Origin of the sequence: Streptomyces sp. NPDC035033, assembly GCF_040636735.1 — a bacterium.
Taxonomy (GTDB): Bacteria; Actinomycetota; Actinomycetes; order Streptomycetales; family Streptomycetaceae; genus Streptomyces.
In genome coordinates this window covers 66248-85181 of record NZ_JBEZUZ010000022.1, presented here as the reverse complement: position 1 = coordinate 85181, position 18934 = coordinate 66248, and the positions used below count along the sequence as shown (strand labels likewise).

General features: G+C 73.6%; 23 protein-coding genes. 16 read left to right on the top strand and 7 right to left on the bottom strand.

The features are described 5' to 3' along the window. The first annotated feature begins 80 nt into the window (after nt 1-80). The gene (locus AB0E83_RS12360; RefSeq protein WP_362109400.1) at nt 81-941 is read left to right on the top strand and encodes a phosphatidylinositol-specific phospholipase C; all 861 of its coding nucleotides are present in this window, start codon (nt 81-83) and stop codon (nt 939-941) included. Nucleotides 942-997: 56 nt separating this feature from the next. Continuing rightward, a complete protein-coding gene (locus AB0E83_RS12355; protein WP_362109398.1) occupies nt 998-1567 on the top strand; it encodes a DUF664 domain-containing protein in 570 nt (189 codons plus the stop codon). Between the two features lie 22 nt (nt 1568-1589). Here the strand turns inward: AB0E83_RS12355 and AB0E83_RS12350 are convergent, their stop codons facing one another. From AB0E83_RS12350 to AB0E83_RS12330, 5 genes are all read right to left on the bottom strand, one after another. After that, nucleotides 1590-2987, bottom strand: a complete 1398-nt coding sequence (locus AB0E83_RS12350; RefSeq protein WP_362109396.1) for a HAMP domain-containing sensor histidine kinase — start codon at nt 2985-2987, stop codon at nt 1590-1592. Next, nucleotides 2984-3715 carry a response regulator transcription factor gene (locus AB0E83_RS12345; protein ID WP_362109394.1) on the bottom strand — a complete coding sequence of 244 codons (732 nt, stop codon included), beginning with the start codon at nt 3713-3715 and terminating at the stop codon, nt 2984-2986. The genes AB0E83_RS12350 and AB0E83_RS12345 overlap by 4 nt, the downstream gene beginning before the upstream one ends. Nucleotides 3716-3735: 20 nt before the next feature. Further along, on the bottom strand, nt 3736-4818 hold the full coding sequence (locus AB0E83_RS12340) for a trypsin-like peptidase domain-containing protein (protein ID WP_362109392.1): 1083 nt from the start codon (nt 4816-4818) through the stop codon (nt 3736-3738). A gap of 158 nt (nt 4819-4976) precedes the next feature. Continuing rightward, nucleotides 4977-5999 (bottom strand): LacI family DNA-binding transcriptional regulator, encoded by a 1023-nt coding sequence (locus AB0E83_RS12335; RefSeq protein ID WP_362109390.1) that lies wholly within the window; start codon nt 5997-5999, stop codon nt 4977-4979. A gap of 105 nt (nt 6000-6104) precedes the next feature. After that, nucleotides 6105-6887, bottom strand: a complete 783-nt coding sequence (locus AB0E83_RS12330) for a response regulator transcription factor (protein WP_362109388.1) — start codon at nt 6885-6887, stop codon at nt 6105-6107. 233 nt (nt 6888-7120) lie between these two features. On the opposite strand from AB0E83_RS12330, the gene AB0E83_RS12325 reads away from it, so the two are divergent. The 7 genes from AB0E83_RS12325 (at nt 7121) to AB0E83_RS12295 (ending at nt 12355) form a co-directional block, all read left to right on the top strand. Then, nucleotides 7121-7927, top strand: a complete 807-nt coding sequence (locus AB0E83_RS12325) for an alpha/beta fold hydrolase (RefSeq protein WP_362109386.1) — start codon at nt 7121-7123, stop codon at nt 7925-7927. 45 nt (nt 7928-7972) lie between these two features. Next, nucleotides 7973-8227 (top strand): MoaD/ThiS family protein, encoded by a 255-nt coding sequence (locus AB0E83_RS12320; protein ID WP_362109384.1) that lies wholly within the window; start codon nt 7973-7975, stop codon nt 8225-8227. A gap of 10 nt (nt 8228-8237) precedes the next feature. Further along, nucleotides 8238-9446: a hypothetical protein gene (locus tag AB0E83_RS12315; protein ID WP_362109382.1), complete on the top strand. Its 1209-nt coding sequence runs from the start codon at nt 8238-8240 to the stop codon at nt 9444-9446. 126 nt (nt 9447-9572) lie between these two features. Continuing rightward, nucleotides 9573-10259: a DUF2993 domain-containing protein gene (locus AB0E83_RS12310; RefSeq protein ID WP_362109380.1), complete on the top strand. Its 687-nt coding sequence runs from the start codon at nt 9573-9575 to the stop codon at nt 10257-10259. A gap of 542 nt (nt 10260-10801) precedes the next feature. Continuing rightward, on the top strand, nt 10802-11647 hold the full coding sequence (locus tag AB0E83_RS12305) for a sulfurtransferase (protein ID WP_362109378.1): 846 nt from the start codon (nt 10802-10804) through the stop codon (nt 11645-11647). A 36-nt stretch (nt 11648-11683) separates the two neighbouring features. Then, a complete protein-coding gene (locus tag AB0E83_RS12300; protein ID WP_362109376.1) occupies nt 11684-11974 on the top strand; it encodes a DUF1416 domain-containing protein in 291 nt (96 codons plus the stop codon). Between the two features lie 120 nt (nt 11975-12094). Then, the gene (locus tag AB0E83_RS12295) at nt 12095-12355 is read left to right on the top strand and encodes a DUF3099 domain-containing protein (protein ID WP_362109374.1); all 261 of its coding nucleotides are present in this window, start codon (nt 12095-12097) and stop codon (nt 12353-12355) included. A 34-nt stretch (nt 12356-12389) separates the two neighbouring features. Here AB0E83_RS12295 and AB0E83_RS12290 read toward each other — a convergent pair whose 3' ends face one another. Continuing rightward, nucleotides 12390-12752 carry a DsrE family protein gene (locus tag AB0E83_RS12290; RefSeq protein ID WP_362109372.1) on the bottom strand — a complete coding sequence of 121 codons (363 nt, stop codon included), beginning with the start codon at nt 12750-12752 and terminating at the stop codon, nt 12390-12392. A 243-nt stretch (nt 12753-12995) separates the two neighbouring features. On the opposite strand from AB0E83_RS12290, the gene AB0E83_RS12285 reads away from it, so the two are divergent. The 6 genes from AB0E83_RS12285 to AB0E83_RS12260 all read left to right on the top strand — a co-directional run bounded on the left by AB0E83_RS12285 (nt 12996) and on the right by AB0E83_RS12260 (nt 17723). Then, on the top strand, nt 12996-13673 hold the full coding sequence (locus tag AB0E83_RS12285; protein WP_362109370.1) for a hypothetical protein: 678 nt from the start codon (nt 12996-12998) through the stop codon (nt 13671-13673). After that, entirely contained in the window at nt 13670-14548 is an 879-nt protein-coding gene (locus tag AB0E83_RS12280; protein WP_362109368.1) for a hypothetical protein, read from the top strand. Before AB0E83_RS12285 ends, AB0E83_RS12280 begins: the two co-directional genes overlap by 4 nt. Next, nucleotides 14545-15426, top strand: a complete 882-nt coding sequence (locus AB0E83_RS12275) for a hypothetical protein (protein ID WP_362109366.1) — start codon at nt 14545-14547, stop codon at nt 15424-15426. Before AB0E83_RS12280 ends, AB0E83_RS12275 begins: the two co-directional genes overlap by 4 nt. A 271-nt stretch (nt 15427-15697) precedes the next feature. Continuing rightward, nucleotides 15698-16270, top strand: a complete 573-nt coding sequence (locus AB0E83_RS12270; protein WP_362109364.1) for an FABP family protein — start codon at nt 15698-15700, stop codon at nt 16268-16270. A gap of 40 nt (nt 16271-16310) precedes the next feature. Then, a complete protein-coding gene (locus AB0E83_RS12265; RefSeq protein WP_362109362.1) occupies nt 16311-16748 on the top strand; it encodes a transcriptional repressor in 438 nt (145 codons plus the stop codon). Between the two features lie 9 nt (nt 16749-16757). Beyond that, nucleotides 16758-17723, top strand: coding sequence for a folate-binding protein (locus AB0E83_RS12260; RefSeq protein WP_362109360.1), 966 nt, complete (start codon nt 16758-16760; stop codon nt 17721-17723). 15 nt (nt 17724-17738) lie between these two features. On the opposite strand, the gene dtd is transcribed toward AB0E83_RS12260, so the two are convergent. After that, the gene (gene dtd / locus AB0E83_RS12255; protein ID WP_362109358.1) at nt 17739-18164 is read right to left on the bottom strand and encodes a D-aminoacyl-tRNA deacylase; all 426 of its coding nucleotides are present in this window, start codon (nt 18162-18164) and stop codon (nt 17739-17741) included. A gap of 128 nt (nt 18165-18292) precedes the next feature. On the opposite strand from dtd, the gene AB0E83_RS12250 reads away from it, so the two are divergent. Beyond that, entirely contained in the window at nt 18293-18895 is a 603-nt protein-coding gene (locus AB0E83_RS12250; RefSeq protein WP_362109356.1) for an ABC transporter substrate-binding protein, read from the top strand. The last annotated feature ends 39 nt before the right edge of the window (nt 18896-18934 follow it).

Genomic DNA, 18934 nt, shown 5'->3' with positions numbered 1-18934 from the left:
GCCGGTACGGCCGGGAGGCGGCCCCTTCGGGCGTCCGCACCCTGGCGGAGTTTGACGCGAACCTGTCATCATCCGGTCCCATGGAGCGACGACGCTTTCTCACCGGGGCCCTCGGGGCCGGAGCCGTCCTGCTCGCCGGGGCGCCCGCGGCGCGGGCCGCGGCCGTGGACACGCGCGCGTGGATGGCGGCGCACGGGGACGGGACCGCGCTCGCGCGGCTCACGATCCCCGGGACGCACGACTCCGGGGCGCGCTTCGGCGGACCCTGGGCGCAGTGCCAGACCACCACGATCGCCCAGCAGCTCGACAGCGGCGTGCGCTTCCTCGACGTGCGGTGCCGGGTCACCGGCGGGTCCTTCGCCATCCACCACGGCGCCGCCTACCAGAACATGATGTTCGGCGACGTCCTCGTCGCCTGCCGCGACTTCCTCGCCGCCCACCCCACCGAGACCGTGCTCATGCGGGTCAAGCAGGAGTACTCCGAGGAGTCCGACGCCACCTTCCGGGCCGTCTTCGACGACTACCTCGACCGGCGCGGCTGGCGCTCCCTCTTCCGGATCGGCGACGGCCTGCCCGTCCTCGGCGAGGCCCGCGGCCGGGTCGTGCTGCTCGCCGACAACGGCGGCCTGCCCGGACTCCGCTGGGCCGACCCCCGGCACTTCGCCGTCCAGGACGACTGGAACGCGCTCCCCGACGCCAAGTACCCCAGGATCGAGGCCCACTTCCGCGCCGCCGTCGAGCGCCCCGGGCCGCTGTACGTCAACTTCGTCAGCACCTCCGCCGGCCTGCCGCCCCGCTGGAACTCCGACAACCTCAACCCGCGCGTCCACCGCTGGCTCGACGGCTCCTGGGCGGCCGGCCGGACCGGCCTCGGCATCGTGCCCCTGGACTTCCCCGCCACCCGGACCGGGCTCGTCGAGGCCCTGCTGCGGCACAACTGAGCGGGACCGGGGGCAATGCGGTGGCGGCGGGACCGGAGCCGTACCACCATGCCCGCATGGAGACGAGCGACGCGGACGTACGACGGTGGACGGCCTCCACCGTCCACACCGACATGTGGGCCGACCCCCACGCCGACCCGCGCGAGGGCGGCGGCGCGCCGGTGACCGACGAGCGCGGCGCGCTGCTCGACGCCCTGCGGCACTTCCGGCTCACCCTGGAGCTGAAGTGCGAGGGCCTCGACGCCGAGCAGCTGGCCCGCCGCTCCGTGCCGCCCTCCACCATGTCGCTGCTCGGCCTGATCCGGCACATGGCCGAGGACGAGCGGCACTTCCGCCGCCTCGCCGGCGAGGACGCGCCCCGGATCTACCGGACCCCCGACGACCGCGAGGCCGACTGGACCGGCGCCGTCGCCGACCCGGCCGTCGTCGCCGACGCCCGCCGGCGGTGGAAGGAGGAGGCCGAGGCCACCGACCGGTACCTCGCCGCCGCCCCCGACCTCGGCGCCCGCACCCCCGACGGCGGACAGCTGCGCGAACTCCTCACCATGCAGATCACCGAGTACGCCCGCCACTGCGGCCACGCCGACCTCCTCCGCGAACGCGTCGACGGCCGCGTCGGGCAGTAGCGCCCGCCCGCCGCGCCCGCCGTCACAGCTCCGGCGGCGGCGTCGGGGCCCCTGGGAAGCGCAGCGTCGCGAGCGTGCCGCCGCCCTCCGCGGGGGAGAGCGACACCGAGCCGCCCGCCTGCTTCACCGTACGGGCCACGATCGACAGGCCCAGGCCCGAGCCGGGCAGGCTGCGCGCCGACGGGGAGCGCCAGAAGCGGTCGAAGACGTGCGGGAGTTCGTCCGGGGCGATGCCGGGGCCGTGGTCGCGGACCGTCAGCTCGCCGCGCATCAGCGTCACCTCGACCGTGCCGCGCGGCGGCGAGAACTTCACCGCGTTGTCCAGCACGTTGACGAGGGCGCGCTCCAGGCCCGCCGGCTCCGCCCGCACGTACCAGGGCGCGAGGTCGGTCGCGAAGGTCAGTTCCGGCCCGCGCAGCCGCGCCCGGTCCAGCGCGGAGCGCAGCACGTTGTGCAGCGGGACGACCTCCAGCGGCCCCGGCCGCACCGCGTCCGGCCGGGCCAGCTCCTGGAGGTCGCCGATGAGCGCCGCCAGCTCCGTCATCTGCGCCTTCACCGAGGCCATCAGGGCCCGCCGGTCCTCCGGCGGGATCGCCCGGCCGGTCTCCTCGCTGCGGGCGAGGAGCTCGACGTTGGTCCGCAGCGAGGTCAGCGGGGTGCGGAGCTCGTGGCCCGCGTCCGCGATCAGGCGCGCCTGCCGGTCCCGCGAGCTCGCGAGCGCCGCCGTCATCTGGTTGAAGGCCCGCGACAGGCGGGCGATCTCGTCCTCGCCGTCGGCCGGGATCCGCACCGTCAGGTCCTCCGTGGCGGCCACGTGCTCCACCGCCCCGGTCAGCCGGTCCACCGGCTCCAGGCCGGTCCGCGCCACCCACAGCCCGGCCGCGCCCGCGCCGACGACCCCGATCCCGGAGACCAGCAGCAGCACCCAGCCCAGCGTGGACAGGGCGTTGTCGATCTCGGCGAGCGGGCGGGCCACCGACACCGCGAGGCCCGGCGACTCCGGCTGCGCGTAGGTGTAGACGCGCATCTCGCGCCCGTCGGCGTCCTTCACCGTGCGCAGGACGTACGCGAGCGTGCCCCGGGCCACCGCCAGGTCGCCCGCGCCGACCGGGAGGGCCGCCTCGCCGGAGGTGCAGACGCCGCCGACCGCGTCGACGATCTGCACGGTGTACCCGCCGACCGGCGGCGGCTCCTCGCCCCTCTGGCAGATCCGGGACAGGGTCCCGACCGCCGCCCGGTCGAGCCGGGTGTTGCGCAGCGCGGAGTCCAGCTCGCCCTCCAGCTGGGCCCGGGTGACGAACCAGCAGGCCGTGGAGACGGCGGCGACGGCGACGGCCACGGCGACGGCGGTGAGCAGCGCGAGCCGGGAGCGCAGCGGCCGCGAGCGGAACCAGGCCAGGGGGGTGCGGGGCCGGGTCACTCGGTGCCGCCCCCGCCGCGCAGCACGTACCCGACCCCGCGCACGGTGTGCACGAGCCGTGGTTCGCCGCCCGCCTCCGTCTTGCGCCGCAGGTACATCACGTACACGTCCAGCGAGTTCGAGCTCGGCTCGAAGTCGAAGCCCCACACGGCCTTGAGGATCTGCTCGCGGGTGAGGACCTGCCGGGGGTGCGCCAGGAACATCTCCAGGAGCGTGAACTCGGTGCGGGTCAGCTCCACGGGCCGCCCGCCGCGGGTCACCTCGCGGGTCGCCAGGTCCATCCGCAGGTCCTCGAAGACGAGCACGTCCTCCGGGTGCGCGGCGGCGGCCGACGGGGCGGCGTAGGAGCTGCGGCGCAGCAGGGCGCGGATGCGGGCGAAGAGCTCGTCGAGCTCGAAGGGCTTCACGAGGTAGTCGTCGGCGCCCGCGTCGAGGCCGGTGACGCGGTCGCCGACGGTGTCGCGGGCGGTGAGCATGAGGATGGGCACGGTCGAGCCGGCGGCCCGGATCCGGCGGGCCGCCGTCAGCCCGTCCATGCGGGGCATCTGCACGTCGAGGACGACGAGGTCGGGGGCGTACGACTCCATGGCGGCGAGCGCGTCGACGCCGTCGACGGCCTCCCGCGTCGCGTACCCCTCGAAGGCGAGGGAGCGCCGCAGGGCCTCCCGCACGGCGGGTTCGTCGTCGACGACGAGGATGCGCTCGGATTCGTTCGGCTGCCCGGTCATGGTGTCAGCGTGCCACGCGCTCAGCTTTCGCCGCCCGAGCGGAGGGATTCCAGGTCGGCCTTCAGGGTGTTCACCGGGATGGCGAATCCGAGTCCGACGCTGCCGGCCGTGGAACCGCTCGAAGCGCTGGGCGAATACATGGCCGAATTGATCCCGATGACGCGGCCGTTCATATCGATCAGCGCGCCGCCGGAATTCCCCGGGTTGAGCGAGGCGTCGGTCTGGATCGCCTTGTACGTGGTCTTCGAGGCACCGGTGTCGCCGTTGAACTCCTGCCCGCCGAACTCGAACGGCCAGCCCTGCCGCGGGTCCCACTGCCGCTGGTCCCGGCCCTGGTCGCTCCCCTCGTCCTTGGCGACGGTGACGTCCCGGTCGAGGGCGGAGACGATGCCGCTGGTGACGGTGCCGGTCAGGCCCTCGGGGGAGCCGATGGCGACGACCTCGTCGCCGACCTTCACCCGGGAGGAGTCGCCGAGGACGGCGGCCTTCAGGCCGGAGGCGCCCTCCAGCTTGATGAGCGCGAGGTCCTTGTCGGGGTCCGTGCCGACGACCTCGGCCCGGTGGCTCTCGCCGTCGCCGGTCCGGACGGTGATCTCGGAGGCGCCGGAGATCACGTGGTTGTTGGTGACGATCTCGCCGTCGGCGGTGAGGATCACGCCCGAGCCGGTGGACTCGCCGGAGGCGGAGCTCGCCGAGATCTCCACGATCGAGGGGGAGACCGCCTCGGCGACCCCGGCGACCGTGCCGGTGCTGCTCGCGGAGACGTTGGTGCCGTTCACCACGGAGGAGGCCGCGGTGGTGGCGGGGGCCTCGGAGGTCAGCCGCTGTACGAGGGTGGCGGTGCCGCCGCCGATCGCCGCCGCCGCGATGGCCACGGCCGCCATCAGCCCGACCCCGCGCCTGGCGCGCCGGCGGGAGACGGGCCCGGCGGCGGGCGCCGGGCCGGCCGCCGCGTACGCCGGTCCGGCCGGGGGAGGGGGGAACCCGCCGCCGGAACCGGACGGCCACACGGTGGTGCCCGGCTCGGTGGTGATCGGCCGCGTCGGCTCGTAGGGCGGGCGCGGCGGGTGGTACGGCTGCTGGGGCTGCGTGTGGTCCGTCATGACCACGACTCTCGGACCGGGAGATGAGAACCGTCTGAGGACCGGCTGAGAAGCCCGACAGAACCCTGTATGCCCGAAATAAAGACCTGTCGGGGGCCGACCGGGCGGCCGGGGCGCCGGACGGCGCGGCCGTGGCCCCGGCGCGCGCCCGGCGGGGGTCAGCGGCAGCCGCAGGAGCGGCGGACCACCAGCGCCGACGGGAACTGCTTGACCCGCTCGCGGCGGGAGCCGCTGACCCGGAGCGAGTCGTCGAGGACCAGGTCCACCGCGGCCCGGGCCATCGCCGGGCGGTCGGAGAAGACGGTGGTCAGCGGCGGATCGGTGAGCGCCGCCTCCTTCACGTCGTCGAAGCCCGCCACCGCCAGCTCCGTCGGCACGTCGATCCGCAGCTCGCGGGCGGCCCGCAGCACGCCGAACGCCTGGTCGTCGGTGGAGCAGAAGATCGCCGGCGGCCTGTCCGGGCCCGCCAGCAGCTTCAGGGCCACCTGGTAGGCGTCGTAGCGGTTGTACGGGGCCTCGAAGAGCCGGCCCTCGGTCTCGCGGCCGGCCTCCAGCATGGCGCGCCGCCAGCCCTCGACGTGGTCGGCGACCGGGTCGCCGACGGCCGGGGTGTCGGCGACGCCGCCGAGGCACGCCACGTACGGGTGGCCGTGCTCCAGGAGGTGCCGGGTGGCGAGCTGCGCGCCGCCGATGTCGTCGGTGACGACGGCGACGTCGTCGATGGCCTCCGGCCGCTCGTGCAGCAGCACCACGCGCGCGTCCCAGGCCTCGATCTCGCTCGCGGCCTGCTCGCTCATGCCCTGGCTGACCAGGATCAGCCCGGAGACCCGCATCCCGAGGAAGGCCCGCAGGTAGTGGATCTCGCGTTCGGTGCGGTAGTCGGAATTGCCGACGAGGACCATCTTCCCGCGCTCGGCGGCGGCCTGCTCGACCGCGTGCGCCATCTCCGCGAAGAAGGGCTGGCGCGCGTCCGGGACGATCATGCCTATGAGATCGGTGCGGCGGGACGCCATCGCCTGGGCCACCCGGTCGGGCCGGTAGCCCAGCTCCTTGATGGCGGCGAGGACACGCTCGCGCGTGGCCGGGGCGACCGGCCTTGGTCCGTTGTTGATGACGTAGCTCACGACCGCGGTCGAAGTACCCGCCAGTCGCGCCACGTCATCCCGCGTCACCTTGGCCACGCGCGGAAGTCTACGCGGGGTGACCTACCTACCGGCAGGTCGCACTGTGGCATACGCCACGTTACCGTCCCTCCAACGGGTGGTGTCGGCCGTGGCGCCCTTGACTCAGGTGCCGGTACGGGCCTCTTCCTGGGCGTCCTGTCCCGTTCGCTCCCCGTTCGTCCCGGCGGACCCCTTCGCCTCCTGGGCGCGGGCCTCCTCGGCGGCCCGCTCGACCTTCTCGGGCGTGACGAAGCGGTACCCCACGTTGCGGACGGTGCCGATCAGCGACTCGTGCTCGGGGCCGAGCTTGGCGCGCAGCCGCCGCACGTGGACGTCGACCGTCCGGGTGCCGCCGAAGTAGTCGTACCCCCACACCTCCTGGAGGAGCTGCGCGCGGGTGAAGACCCGGCCCGGGTGCTGCGCCAGGTACTTCAGCAGCTCGAACTCCTTGAAGGTCAGGTCGAGGACCCGTCCCTTCAGCTTCGCGCTGTACGTGGCCTCGTCCACTGACAGGTCGCCGTTGCGGATCTCCATCGGGGAGTCGTCCGCGACGATCTGCTGCCGGCCCAGGGCGAGCCGCAGCCGCGCCTCGACCTCGGCGGGACCGGCGGTGTCCAGCAGGACGTCGTCGATGCCCCAGTCCGCGGTGACCGCCGCCAGACCGCCCTCCGTGACCACCAGGACCAGCGGACAGCCGGGTCCGGTGGAGCGCAGCAGCTGGCAGAGGGAGCGGACCTGCGGCAGGTCGCGCCGCCCGTCGACGAGGATCACGTCCGCGCCGGGGGTGTCCACCAGGGCGGGGCCCTCGGCCGGGGCCACCCGCACGTTGTGCAGCAGCAGGCCGAGTGCCGGCAGCACCTCGGTCGACGGCTGGAGGGCGTTGGTCAGGAGCAGCAGTGAACTCATCGCGACACTCCACCTGTCCGGATCGTCGGCCTCGTCGGTCGGTCGTGCTTCGTACGCTCGTCCATACGGCGGTTCCTCCTCGGTCCCTGCGAGGACGTCTGCGGCACTGCGGTCTCACTCGTCGCTCTCGCGCCCTGAGAGCTTTTGTTCATCCGTCCGTAACAACGGCCGGAAAACGCAAAAGGACCCGGTGGCGGCGTCGCCCGGATCCTCTGCCTAGGAGAATAGCCCACATGAGTTCCGAGACAGAGGGCCGATTTCACATGATGGATGTTTCCTCGCTCACTTCCGGACCTCGACGCGCCATGCTGCGGACGCCGGACGGCGTCCGCATCGAAGCCCTGTACGAACCCTTCTCCGATGCTGCCACCGACACCGCGATCGTGGTCGCCCACGGCTTCACCGGCTCCGTCCACCGGCCCGCCGTGCGCCGCGCGGCACGGGCCCTCGGCCGGCACGCGGCGGCCGTCGTCACCTTCTCCTTCCGCGGCCACGGCGGCTCCGGCGGCCTCTCCACCCTCGGCGACCGCGAGGTCCTCGACCTCTCCGCCGCCGTCCGCTGGGCCCGCGAGCAGGGCCACGCGCGCGTGGCGACGGCCGGCTTCTCCATGGGCGGCTCCGTCGTGCTCCGGCAGGCCGCCCTGGAACGCGGGACGGACGCGGGCCCCGACGCGGTCGCCGCCGTCTCCGCCCCGGCCCGTTGGTACTACCGGGGGACGGCCCCGATGCGCCGCCTCCACTGGGTGGTCACCCGCCCGGCCGGCCGGCTCGTCGGCCGGTACGGGCTCCGCACCCGCATCGACCGCCGCGCCTGGGACCCCGTCCCGCTCTCCCCGGTGGAGGCGGTCCCGCTGATCGCGCCGGTCCCGCTGCTCGTCGTCCACGGCGACCGGGACGCCTACTTCCCCCTCGACCACCCGCGGGCCCTGGCCGCGGCGGGGGACGCGGAGCTGTGGCTGGAGCCGGGCATGGGCCACGCGGAGAACGCGGCCGACGAGGAGCTGCTCGACCGGCTCGGCGCCTGGCTCGTCCGCCGATAGCCCATCATGGGGGGCGGCGCGCACACGAACGAAGGGAGCGCCGCTATGGCAGCGGGAACCATCCGCTACTGGGCCGCGGCCAAGGCCGCCGCCGGGGTCGCCGAGGAGCCGTACACCGCCGAGACCCTCGCCGAGGCCCTGGAAGCGGCCCGCGCGAACCACCCGGGCGAGCTCGTCCGGGTCCTCCGGCGCTGCTCGTTCCTCGTCGACGGCGACCCGGTCGGGACCCGGAACCATGAGACGGTACGGCTTGCCGAGGGCGGCACGGTCGAGGTGCTCCCCCCGTTCGCAGGAGGGTGACCCCCACAGCATGAGCAACGACCAGCAGTACGGCGGCCAGGGCGGGCAGCCCCACGACCCGCACGCGTACGACCCCTCGGTCACCCAGACCTGGGAGGGCCAGACCTGGGACACCACGTACCAGCCCGCGATCCGCCCCCAGGAGCAGCAGCCGCCGGCCCCGCAGGCGCACGCGCACGCCTACGAGTACGCCGCCCAGCAGGCGCCGCAGGTCCAGCCGGCGTACGGGACCGGGGCGTACCCGCGGGAGACGTACGGGCAGGGCGGGTACGGACAGGAGGCGTACGGGCAGCAGGCCCACGCCCCGCAGGCGCCGCAACCGCAGCCGCAGCCCTACGCCCAGGAGCCGTACCCGCAGGCGTACGACCGGCCGGGGCCCGGGGCCCCGGCCCCCGCGCCCGTACCCGTCGAGGCCGATGCCGGGCCCGCGTACTCCTCGCCGACCACCTCCGGGAACACCCGGATCACCGACGCCCAGCGCGCGCGTGCCGAGGGCCGGTCGCCGATCATCGAGCCCGGGATGCGGCCCGCCGCCCTGACGGCCGTCCTCGGACTGCTGCTCGCCGGCGGCGCCGCGCTCGGCGCGTACGGGCTCCTCCTGCCGCTGGTCGTCCTCCAGGCGCTCACCGCCGCCGGCTGGTTCCGGCTCAACGGCATGTGGCCCGCCCGGCAGGGCATCGCGCTCGCCTTCCTCGGCGGGCTCGTCGCCGACGCCGCCCTGCTGGCCACCGGCCGCGAGCACGCCGCCCCCGCCATCCTCGGCACGCTCGGCGTCTGGGTCCTGCTCTGCCTCGTCCTCCAGCTGCGCAGCCACGCCGACCCCGACGAGCGGATGTACGGCCTGATGGCCACCGTCGCCTCGTCGGCGCTCACGGTCCTCGCCGCCGGGCACCTCGGCGCCGAGCCGGACGCGGTGGTGGCCGGCGCGGCGGCGGTGGCCGCGGCCGTCCTCGCCCGCGCGCTCCCGCTGCCCGGCCCGGTCTCGCTCGTCGTCTCGCTGCTCGCCGCCGCCGGCGCGGGCACCGCCGCCGGCACCCTGAACGGCATGGGCGCCTCCGGGGCGCTGCTCGGCCTCGCCGCCGGCGTCTGCGCCCTCGTCGGCCTGCGGGTGGCCAGCTACGACTACCCGTCCCGCTTCGTGCACATGACGGCCGGTGTGGCCCTGCCGCTGACGGCCGCCGCGCCCGCCGTGTACCTTCTCGGCCGCGCCCTGGTCTGAGCGGTCCGACCGCACGCCCGGGGCGCCCGGGAACCGCCCGGCCCCCCGACACGTCGATCTTCGTGTCGGGGGGCCGGCCCACGTCCCGGCGAGACTGACGACACGGCGACGGGGGAAGAGACAGCCATGCGAGCACTGCGGATCCTGCTGGTGGTGGCCGTCGTGCTGGGCGGGGTCCTGGTCGGCGCCGACCGGCTGGCCGCCGCCTGGGCCGAGTCGGAGGTGGCGGGCCGCGCCTCGCTCGCGGGCGGCAGGACCGAGTCCGTCGAGGTCGACATCAAGGGCTTCCCCTTCCTCACCCAGGCCGCCGACAAGCGCTTCGACGAGGTCGAGGTGGTCGCGCGGGGCGCCCACACCCAGGCGGGCGACAAGTCCCTCCGGATCGACGAGATCACCTTCGACCTGCGGGACGTGACCGTCACCGGCGACTGGTCCGGCTTCCGGGCCGGCGAGGCGAGCGGCACGGCGCTCATCTCGTACGCCGACCTCGTCGCGGCCTCCCGGCGGGCCACCGCCATGGAGTACGGCGGTCCCGGCAAGGTGAAGGTGACGGGCAGCGTCGTGGTCCTGGGCCGCACGGTGACCCGCACCGTTGTCTCCTCGGTCACCCTGGTCGGCGGCGACACCGTCAGGGTCCGCGCCGACGAGGTGCCCGGCGAGGGCATCCCCTTCCTGGAGAAGCTCGTCCGCGAGCGCACCGACTTCGAGCGCCCGCTCGGCCGCGTCGCCGGCATGCGGGTCGCCACGGTGGAGCCGCGCCCGGAGGGGCTGGCCGTGACGGTGACGGGCCGGGACGTGGCCATAGCGGGCTGAGTCCCGGCCACGGCGGCCGAGCCCGGCCACGGCGGCCCGGGGCCAGGCCGTGGCGGTCCGAGGGCGGACGTGGCGGCCCGGGGCGGGGAACGGCGGGCCGAACGGCCCTCCCTGCGCCCCGTTTTCACATAATGAGACGAGGCCGTCCGATCCGCAGAAGTGCGCGGGAAGGCGGCCGGACGGAAGGGCGCGCCGGGCCGCTCCGGCCCCTCTCCGGTCTCACTACCCGGATGATCCCGTCTCAAAATACGACACACCGGTGACACGGCCGCCCGTCCGTCCCTACGATCGACGGCATGAAGCGACAGGCGGAACTCACGAAGCGGCGGGCAGTAGACCTGTGCCGCATCGCCGCCATGCTCTGTCGCTCCGTCTGAGCGGGACGCGCTCCGCGCCCGTATTTCCCACGGCCCGCCGACCCCCGGGGTCCGGGCCGCACCGCGCCGCACGACGCCGTCGGGCGCCTCGCCCCGGCGCGTACCCGCACATGCAGCACCACCCTCGCACCGCACCGCCGCACACTGCCCCGGAGGAGAAACAGCATGGCTCGCAGCGACGTACTGGTCGACGCCGACTGGGTCGAGGCCAACCTCGACAACCCGGCCGTCGCGATCGTCGAGGTCGACGAGGACACCGCCGCCTACGACAAGAACCACATCCGCAACGCCATCCGGATCGACTGGACCAAGGACCTCCAGGACCCGGTGCGCCGCGACTTCATCGACCAGGAGGGCTTCGAGAAGCTCCTCTCCGCCAAGGGCATCGCCAACGACACCACGGTCGTCCTCTACGGCGGCAACAACAACTGGTTCGCCTCGTACGCCTACTGGTACTTCAAGCTCTACGGCCACCAGGACGTCAAGCTCCTCGACGGCGGCCGCAAGAAGTGGGAGCTCGACTCCCGCGACCTGGTCGACGGCTCCGAGGTCCCGAACCGCCCGGCCACCGAGTACAAGGCCCAGGCCCAGGACGTCTCCATCCGCGCCTTCCGCGACGACGTCGTGGCCGCGATCGGCACCCAGAACCTCGTCGACGTCCGCTCGCCCGACGAGTTCTCCGGCAAGCTGCTCGCCCCCGCCCACCTCCCGCAGGAGCAGTCGCAGCGCCCGGGCCACGTCCCGACCGCCCGCAACATCCCGTGGTCGAAGAACGCCAACGACGACGGCACCTTCAAGTCGGACGACGAGCTCAAGGCCCTCTACGAGGCCGAGCAGGTCGACCTGGCGAAGGACACCGTCGCCTACTGCCGCATCGGCGAGCGCTCGGCGCTGACCTGGTTCGTCCTCCACGAGCTGCTGGAGGTCCCGAACGTCAAGAACTACGACGGCTCGTGGACCGAGTACGGCTCCCTCGTGGGCGTGCCGATCGAGCTCGGCGCCAACAAGTAACCGCCTCCCCCTCGCGACAGGACAGGACCCAAGAACATGTGTGGAGCTCCGATCGGCGGCCCCGACGTCAGCACGCTCAAGCCCGGTGAGACGGCCATCCAGGGCCAGGTGACCAAGGACGGCGAGCCCGTCACCGGTTACGTCCGCCTCCTGGACGCCACCGGCGAGTTCACGGCCGAGGTCCCCACCTCCGCCACCGGCCAGTTCCGCTTCTACGCGGCCGCCGGCGAGTGGACCCTCCGCGCCCTCGTCCCCGGCGCCCAGGCCGACCGCAAGGTCGTCGTCACCGAGACGGGCAGCCTGACGGACGTGGCCATCGCGGTCTGATCCGCGGACACCGACGGCCGGAGGGCCGTGCCTCCTGGGGGGTTGGACGCCATCACCAGGACCTGAGGCACGGCCCTCCGGCTTCTTCTCTTGCCCGGGGGGCGGTCGTAGGCTGAAGGTGTGTACGCACGGCGTCGGCGCGTCTACTTCTGGATGATGGGTGCCTGCCTGGTGCTTTTCGTGGGCGCCTGGGCCGTCGTGCGGCTGTTCTCCATGCCGGTCGCCGTCGGGATGTGCGTCGTGGCCATGGTCATTCCGCCGGTCGCGGCGATGGTGGCGAACCGGCGGGGGCCGGAGGACCGCTGGTGGGACGACCCGTCCGGGGACCCGCAGTCGGACGAGTGGTGGGACGAGCTCGACGGCAAGAAGCGCCGGGAGTAGCGGCGGCGGGGCGCCGGCCGAGCCGGGGACGGGATCAGTACACGAGGGCCTGGGTGTCGTCGGCCAGGGACTCCTGGACGAAGACCTGGGCGCCGGCGATGCGCACGCCGTCCAGGACGTCCTTCTCGGTGATCTCGCGACGGGCCGCGCACTGGGTGCACAGGGTGATCCGGCCGGCCGCCAGGACCGCGTCGATCAGGTCCGGCAGCGGGGCCGCGTGCGGCAGGTCGAACTCGGCCGCCCTGCCCGGGAGGGCGAACCACGCGGACTCGCCGGTCAGCCACAGCGACACCTCGACGCCGCTCGCGACGGCGACGGCGGCCACGGTGAAGGCCTGGGAGCAGCGTTCCGGGGCGTCGGCCCCGGCGGTCACCTTGATCACGAGCTTCTTCGCCATATACCGAACTGTAATGCGAAGTCATGCAACTCCCCGCATGCCTCACGGGTCAGGTGGGTGCGCGGATAACGGAATCCGCCCTTCTCGTCTCGTGGGGGGACTGTTTTGGAAGCCTCAGAAGCGGTCGAATCCGCTCAGAGCGGGCCGGCGCCGTCGCCGGACCCCGCCCCGGAACCGCTCACACGGTCGGTTCCGCGCCGCCGCCGGGCCGGCCGTACGATCGCGCTGATCGCCGTCGCCGCCGTGCTCGGCGTCATCGGCGGCACGGCCGTCGGCTACGGCGTCCAGGCCCAGCGCGAGCCGACGCCGCTCCCGGCCCTCAACCAGCCGGGTCTCGCCCATCCCGCGAAGCCGCTCCCGAAGGGCGAGGAGCCCGATCCGCTCCCCGCCGCCGAGGACGCCCTGGCGAAGACGGACGGCGATCTGCGCAAGCTGCTCGTCCCGCGCCCGGCCGGGGCCCGCGACAACGAGTTCGGGCCGCGCGACGGCTGGTACGACATCGCCTCGTACGCGCGGGACTTCAAGGACGAGAGCTGGATGCTCACCTTCCTCGGCGAGAGCCGGCTGCGGCGGATCGCCTTCCGCAGCTGGGAGTCGGGCGAGAGCCGCACCACGATCATCCGGCTCGTCCAGTTCGCCCCCAGCGGCGAGCTCGGCGCCGTGGACCACGCCGAGGACCAGCTCTCCTACATGGACGGGGAGGAGCACGCGGACAACCCGGGCGACGCGATCAAGGGCAGCGGGAACGGCCGCTACTACGTCTATCCGGCGCACCGGGAGGCCGGTTACCTCGACCTGTACCGGGCCCGGGCGATCTTCCAGCGCGGCGACGTGATGGCCGAGATCGACATCTTCGACACGAAGAAGATCAGCAAGAAGGACATCCGCACGCTGGCCGAGAAGCAGCTGGAGCGCCTGTGAGCGAGCACGAGACCCCCGAGGCGCAGTCCGCCCCCGAGCCGCCGGCCGTCGCGGAGACGCCGGCCGTGGAGGTGCCGCCCGTCCGCGAGAGGCGGGTCGGGCGGATCCTGCTCGGCGTCGTCCTGCCCGCCGTCCTCGTCCTGGGGGCGGCCGGCGGCGGCATCGGGTACACCGCCGTCACCGTGGCGAACGCCGACCGCACGGCCGAGACCGTCGGCTGGCAGGCGCCGGACCCGAAGGCGACCTCCAAGGACCCGGCCGCGACCGCGATCACCCGCGGGCGCGCCGACACCCCCATGAGCAAGCTGCTGCTGCCCGTCCCCTCGGGCTACCGCCTGGGCCCCGACATCGAGTCGTACGGCAACGACGGCGAGCTGTCCGGCCGGGAGGCCGCCGCCCTGCTGAAGAGCGAGGCCCGCGGGCTCTCCGGCAAGAAGCGCCGCGCTTACGAGAAGCGCATCGACAAGCTGGGCGTGCAGGGCATGGGCATGCGGTCCCTCACCTCGTACGACAACCACCTCGTCGTCGAGATCCAGATCGTGCGCATGAAGGACAAGCGCAGCATCCACGACCTGTACCGGTGGAAGCGGGAGCTCGCCGAGTTCCTGGAGCTCCCCGAGGGCCCGAAGATCAAGGACCACCGCAACTCCTCCTGCTTCCTCCTGGAGGACCCGCAGGACCGGGTCGAGGAGGAGACCGAGGAGGAGAAGGAGGACCGGGAGAACGCGCTCCGGGGCATGTCCTGCTCCGCGTACGACTCCGAGCTCATGGTCTCCGTCGTCGCGTTCGGCGCGGTCCCCTTCGAGAAGTCCGAGGTCGCGGAGCTCGTGAAGAAGCAGCTCGACCACATCCAGTCCCCGGGGGAGTACGTATGAGCGTGACCGCATCGGGCCCGGCCGCCGGAGCGGCGCCCGAGGCCGCCGAGGCCGGAGCCGCCGTCGGGACCGACGCCGCCGTCGAGGAGGCGCCGCGGGCCGCGACCGCCGGGCCCCGGCGGTCGCGCCGGGTGCTCGCCGCCGTCGCGCGGTGGACCGCCGCCGTGGTGGTCTTCGCCGGTGCCGGAGCCGGCACCGCCGCCTGGATCACCTCGCTGGAACGGCACGAGGTGCCGGGGCTCGCGACCGAGAGCGACGGCCGCTGGGAGTACCCGGAGCTGAGCCTCCCGGCCCTGCCGGAGGGCAAGCCGCGGCCCTTCACCGACGGCAACGACGGCGAGATCCACTACGCGGACGCGCGCCGGCTCGTGCTGCCGGCCCCGGCCGGCGCGAAGGTCGACCCGAAGACCGACGGCACCTGGGTGACGACCGAGTCCTTCCTCGCCCTGTACGGCGACGAGGACCGGGCCGAGCTGCGGACGGCGCTCGCCGACTCCACGCTCCGGCACATCGCGGCCCGGGCCTGGACCATGCCCGACGGCACCCGCAGCACCGTGCACCTGCTGCGGTTCGGCTCGGTGGCGTACGCGGAGGCGTTCAAGGACGACGCCCTGGACGCGGGCGCGGCCTCCGCCCCGGCGGTGCTGCCCCGGGGCGTCGAGGACGTGGTGCCGGAGGACTACGCCTCGGTCGTCGACGTGCCGGACACGACGCTCTACGGCTTCCGGGAGAAGAAGCCGTACGGCCCCGAGCAGACCCGCTGGGCGTACCTCCAGACCGGCGACATCGTGGCCGTGGTGACCCAGGTCCGGGCCGGCGAGGCGCTCGCCGTCCCCTTCCAGCAGACGGTGACGCTCCAGAACCAGCTGCTCGGCTGACCGGGCCGTCCCCGGAGACCCACCTCACCGAGTGGGCCGGGCCCCCGCCCACTAAGCTGGGGTCCGGCCCGTTCCGCCTTCACCCTCAGCCGAGGAGCACTCCGTGATCATTTTCTTCGAGACTCTGCTGGTCCTGGTCGCCGTCGGCGTGCTCGCCTTCGCCGGTCTGACCGTGAAGAAGCTGTACCAGGGCCAGCGCTGACCTTCCCGGTCCGCCGCCTCCACCGACCTTCCTTCACCGATCCCCCTTCACAGATCGTCTGAGTCGCTCATGATCCAGATCCCGTCCGACCTCAACCCGGACCTCGTCCCGCTCGCGTTCCTCCTCGGGACCTGGGAGGGCGCCGGCGTGTCCGACTTCCCCGGCGCGGAGAAGTGCAACTTCGGCCAGTCCGTGACCTTCAGCCACGACGGCCGGGACTTCCTGGAGTACCGCTCGCACTCCTGGGTCCTCGACGCGGAGGGCAACAAGGTCCGCCCGCTGGAGAGCGAGAGCGGCTTCTGGCGGATCGACAAGGACCGCAAGGTCGAGGTCGTCATGGTCCGCGACGACGGCGTCGTCGAGGTCTGGTACGGCGAGCTCGCCGACCAGAAGCCGCAGATCGACCTGGCGACCGACGCCGTGGCCCGCACCGCGGCCTCCGGCCCGTACAGCGGCGGCAAGCGGCTCTACGGCTACGTGAAGAGCGACCTGATGTGGGTCGGCGAGAAGGCGACCCCCGAGGTCCCGCTCCGCCCCTACATGTCGGCGCACCTGAAGAAGGTCGTCACCCCCGAGGAGGTCGCCGAGATGGCCCGCAACCTCCCCGACATGCCCGACGACGGCATCGCCTTCTTCAAGTAGGACCACCGGCGGCCCGCCACGCCCTCCGTACACTGGGGGCGTGGTGAGCACCGACTGGAAGAGCGACCTGCGGCGGCGTGGCTACCGGCTGACGCCGCAGCGTCAGCTTGTCCTGGAGGCGGTGGACGTGCTGGAGCACGCCACGCCCGACGACATCCTCGTCGAGGTGCGGAAGACCGCCTCCGGGGTGAACATCTCCACCGTGTACCGGACCCTGGAGCTCCTGGAGGAGCTCGGACTGGTCAGCCACGCGCACCTGGGGCACGGCGCCCCGACCTACCACCTCGCGGACCGGCACCACCACCTCCACCTGGTGTGCCGGGACTGCTCGGAGGTCATCGAGGCGGACGTGGAGGTGGCCGCCGAGTTCACCGGGAAGCTCCGCGAGACCTTCGGCTTCGAGACCGACATGAAGCACTTCGCGATCTTCGGGCGGTGTGCCGACTGCTCCCGGAAGGCCGCCGCCGCGGAGTCGTAGGCTTTTCCCATGAAGAGCCCTCTGCTGTCCCTGCCCGGCGCCGTTCCGGCCGAAGGCCGCGACGAAGGCGTCGCCGCCCACTACGGCGACCTGTTCCGCGAGCAGCGCGCCCTCGCCGACGGCACCGGTTTCGTCGACCTCTCCCACCGCGGCGTCGTCACCGTCACCGGTGAGGACCGGCTGAGCTGGCTGCACCTGCTGCTCACCCAGCACGTCAGCGACCTGCCGGCCGGCCGGGCCACCGAGGCGCTGATCCTCTCCGCGAACGGGCACATCGAGCACGCCCTCTCGCTCGTCGACGACGGCGAGACGGTGTGGGCGCACGTCGAGCCGGGCACCGAGGGCGAGCTGCTCGCCTATCTGGAGTCGATGAAGTTCTTCTACCGGGTGGAGGTCGCCGACCGGACGGAGGAGTTCGCCGTCGTGCACCTGCCGGCCGGGTCGACCGCCGAGACGCCCGGCGGCGTGGTCGTACGGGAGACCCCGTACGGCCGCGACCTGTTCCTGCCCCGCGCCGGGCTGGAGTCCTTCGCCGCCGCGCACGGGCCGGCCGCCGGCGTCCTCGCGTACGAGGCGCTGCGGGTGGAGGCGCACCGGCCGCGGCTCGGCTTCGAGACCGACCACCGGACCATCCCGCACGAGATCGGGCTCATCGGCACCGCCGTGCACCTCCAGAAGGGCTGCTACCGGGGGCAGGAGACGGTCGCCCGGGTGCACAACCTGGGCAAGCCGCCGCGCCGGCTGGTCTTCCTGCACCTGGACGGCAGCGAGGTGAGCCTGCCGGGGCACGGCACGCCGCTGCGGCTCGCGGCCGACGGGCCGGACGGGCGTCAGCTCGGCTTCGTGACGACCGCCGTCCGCCACCACGAGCTGGGGCCGATCGCCCTGGCGCTGGTGAAGCGGAACGTGCCGGTGGACGCGCCGCTGGTGGCGGGGACGACGGCCGCCGCGCAGGAGACCGTCGTCGAGCCGTAGCCCCCGGGCCGGGGCTCAGACCTCGACGAGGACCGTGAACGGGCCGTGGTTGGTGAGGCTGACGCGCATGTCGGCGCCGAAGCGGCCCGTCTCCACGCGCGCGCCGAGCTTCCGCAGCTGCGCGACGACCTCGTCGACGAGGGGTTCGGCGACGGGGCCGGGGGCGGCCGCGTTCCAGGTGGGGCGGCGGCCCTTGCGGGCGTCGCCGTAGAGCGTGAACTGGGAGATCACCAGGAGCGGGGCGTCCACGTCGGAGCAGGACTTCTCGTCCTCCAATACCCGGACGGACCAGAGCTTTCTGGCCAATTGGGCCGCCTTCTCCGGGGTGTCGTCGTGGGTGACGCCCACCAGGACGCACAGTCCCTCGCCGGTGATCTCGCCGACCGTCTCCCCTGCGACGACGACCTTCGCGCCGTCCACCCTCTGCACCACAGCTCGCATGGGTCCCAACCTACCGATCGGGGATTTCTGGGGGCCGAACGGGTGCAGAGCGCCTGCACGCGCGCGTGCCGGAGTGGCACCATGCCAGGAGGCGGTGCGGCTCCGCACCGGTCGAGGGGACGATTCTCATGAGTGCATCCAGCACCGGGCCGACGCCGTCCGGCCCCGTACCGCTGATCCGCCCCGCCGGGGCGGCGCCCGGCGGACCGGTCGCCCGGCCGCCCGCGCAGCGGACCGCCGAACCCGAGGGGCCCGGTCACGACCTCGGCGGCCTGCGCCTGGCCGAACTGCGGGCCTTGCGCCGGGACGCGCAGAGCGACGAGGCCGACCTCAGCTACGTGCGGCGGATGCTCCAGGGCCGGATCGACATCCTGCGGGCCGAGCTGGCGCGCCGGACCGACCCGGAGGCGCCGGTGCTCGACCGGCTCTCCGAGATCCTCGCCGACGGGCCGTCCCGGCACCGTTCCTCGGCCCGGCACGTGACGCTGTCGACGCCGCGCGGGGAGGAGTACCGGCGGCTGGCCTCGGAGATGCTGTCGGAGGTCGAGCTGTCGGACCTGACGGCCCGCACGGACGAGGAGCTGCACACCGCGATGGGGCGGCTGGCGGGGTACGAGCAGCAGATCTCGCGCCGCCGGCAGGCGCTCCAGCGGACCGCCGACGACTGCGGCGCGGAGATCGCCCGCCGCTACCGGGAGGGCGAGGCCCAGGTCGACGACCTGCTGGCCTGACCGGCGCCCGCCCGACGGACCCCCGGCCCTCCCGCACGG

Coding starts and splice junctions, on each gene's coding strand:
- AB0E83_RS12345 (WP_362109394.1), bottom strand. CDS start 3,715: ATGACCGGGCAGCCGAACGAATCCGAGCGCATCCTCGTCGTCGACGAC.
- AB0E83_RS12325 (WP_362109386.1), top strand. CDS start 7,121: ATGAGTTCCGAGACAGAGGGCCGATTTCACATGATGGATGTTTCCTCG.
- AB0E83_RS12260 (WP_362109360.1), top strand. CDS start 16,758: ATGAAGAGCCCTCTGCTGTCCCTGCCCGGCGCCGTTCCGGCCGAAGGC.
- AB0E83_RS12340 (WP_362109392.1), bottom strand. CDS start 4,818: ATGACGGACCACACGCAGCCCCAGCAGCCGTACCACCCGCCGCGCCCG.
- AB0E83_RS12250 (WP_362109356.1), top strand. CDS start 18,293: ATGAGTGCATCCAGCACCGGGCCGACGCCGTCCGGCCCCGTACCGCTG.
- AB0E83_RS12360 (WP_362109400.1), top strand. CDS start 81: ATGGAGCGACGACGCTTTCTCACCGGGGCCCTCGGGGCCGGAGCCGTC.
- AB0E83_RS12305 (WP_362109378.1), top strand. CDS start 10,802: ATGGCTCGCAGCGACGTACTGGTCGACGCCGACTGGGTCGAGGCCAAC.
- AB0E83_RS12290 (WP_362109372.1), bottom strand. CDS start 12,752: ATGGCGAAGAAGCTCGTGATCAAGGTGACCGCCGGGGCCGACGCCCCG.
- AB0E83_RS12315 (WP_362109382.1), top strand. CDS start 8,238: ATGAGCAACGACCAGCAGTACGGCGGCCAGGGCGGGCAGCCCCACGAC.
- AB0E83_RS12320 (WP_362109384.1), top strand. CDS start 7,973: ATGGCAGCGGGAACCATCCGCTACTGGGCCGCGGCCAAGGCCGCCGCC.
- dtd (WP_362109358.1), bottom strand. CDS start 18,164: ATGCGAGCTGTGGTGCAGAGGGTGGACGGCGCGAAGGTCGTCGTCGCA.
- AB0E83_RS12330 (WP_362109388.1), bottom strand. CDS start 6,887: ATGAGTTCACTGCTGCTCCTGACCAACGCCCTCCAGCCGTCGACCGAG.
- AB0E83_RS12270 (WP_362109364.1), top strand. CDS start 15,698: ATGATCCAGATCCCGTCCGACCTCAACCCGGACCTCGTCCCGCTCGCG.
- AB0E83_RS12275 (WP_362109366.1), top strand. CDS start 14,545: ATGAGCGTGACCGCATCGGGCCCGGCCGCCGGAGCGGCGCCCGAGGCC.
- AB0E83_RS12310 (WP_362109380.1), top strand. CDS start 9,573: ATGCGAGCACTGCGGATCCTGCTGGTGGTGGCCGTCGTGCTGGGCGGG.
- AB0E83_RS12355 (WP_362109398.1), top strand. CDS start 998: ATGGAGACGAGCGACGCGGACGTACGACGGTGGACGGCCTCCACCGTC.
- AB0E83_RS12300 (WP_362109376.1), top strand. CDS start 11,684: ATGTGTGGAGCTCCGATCGGCGGCCCCGACGTCAGCACGCTCAAGCCC.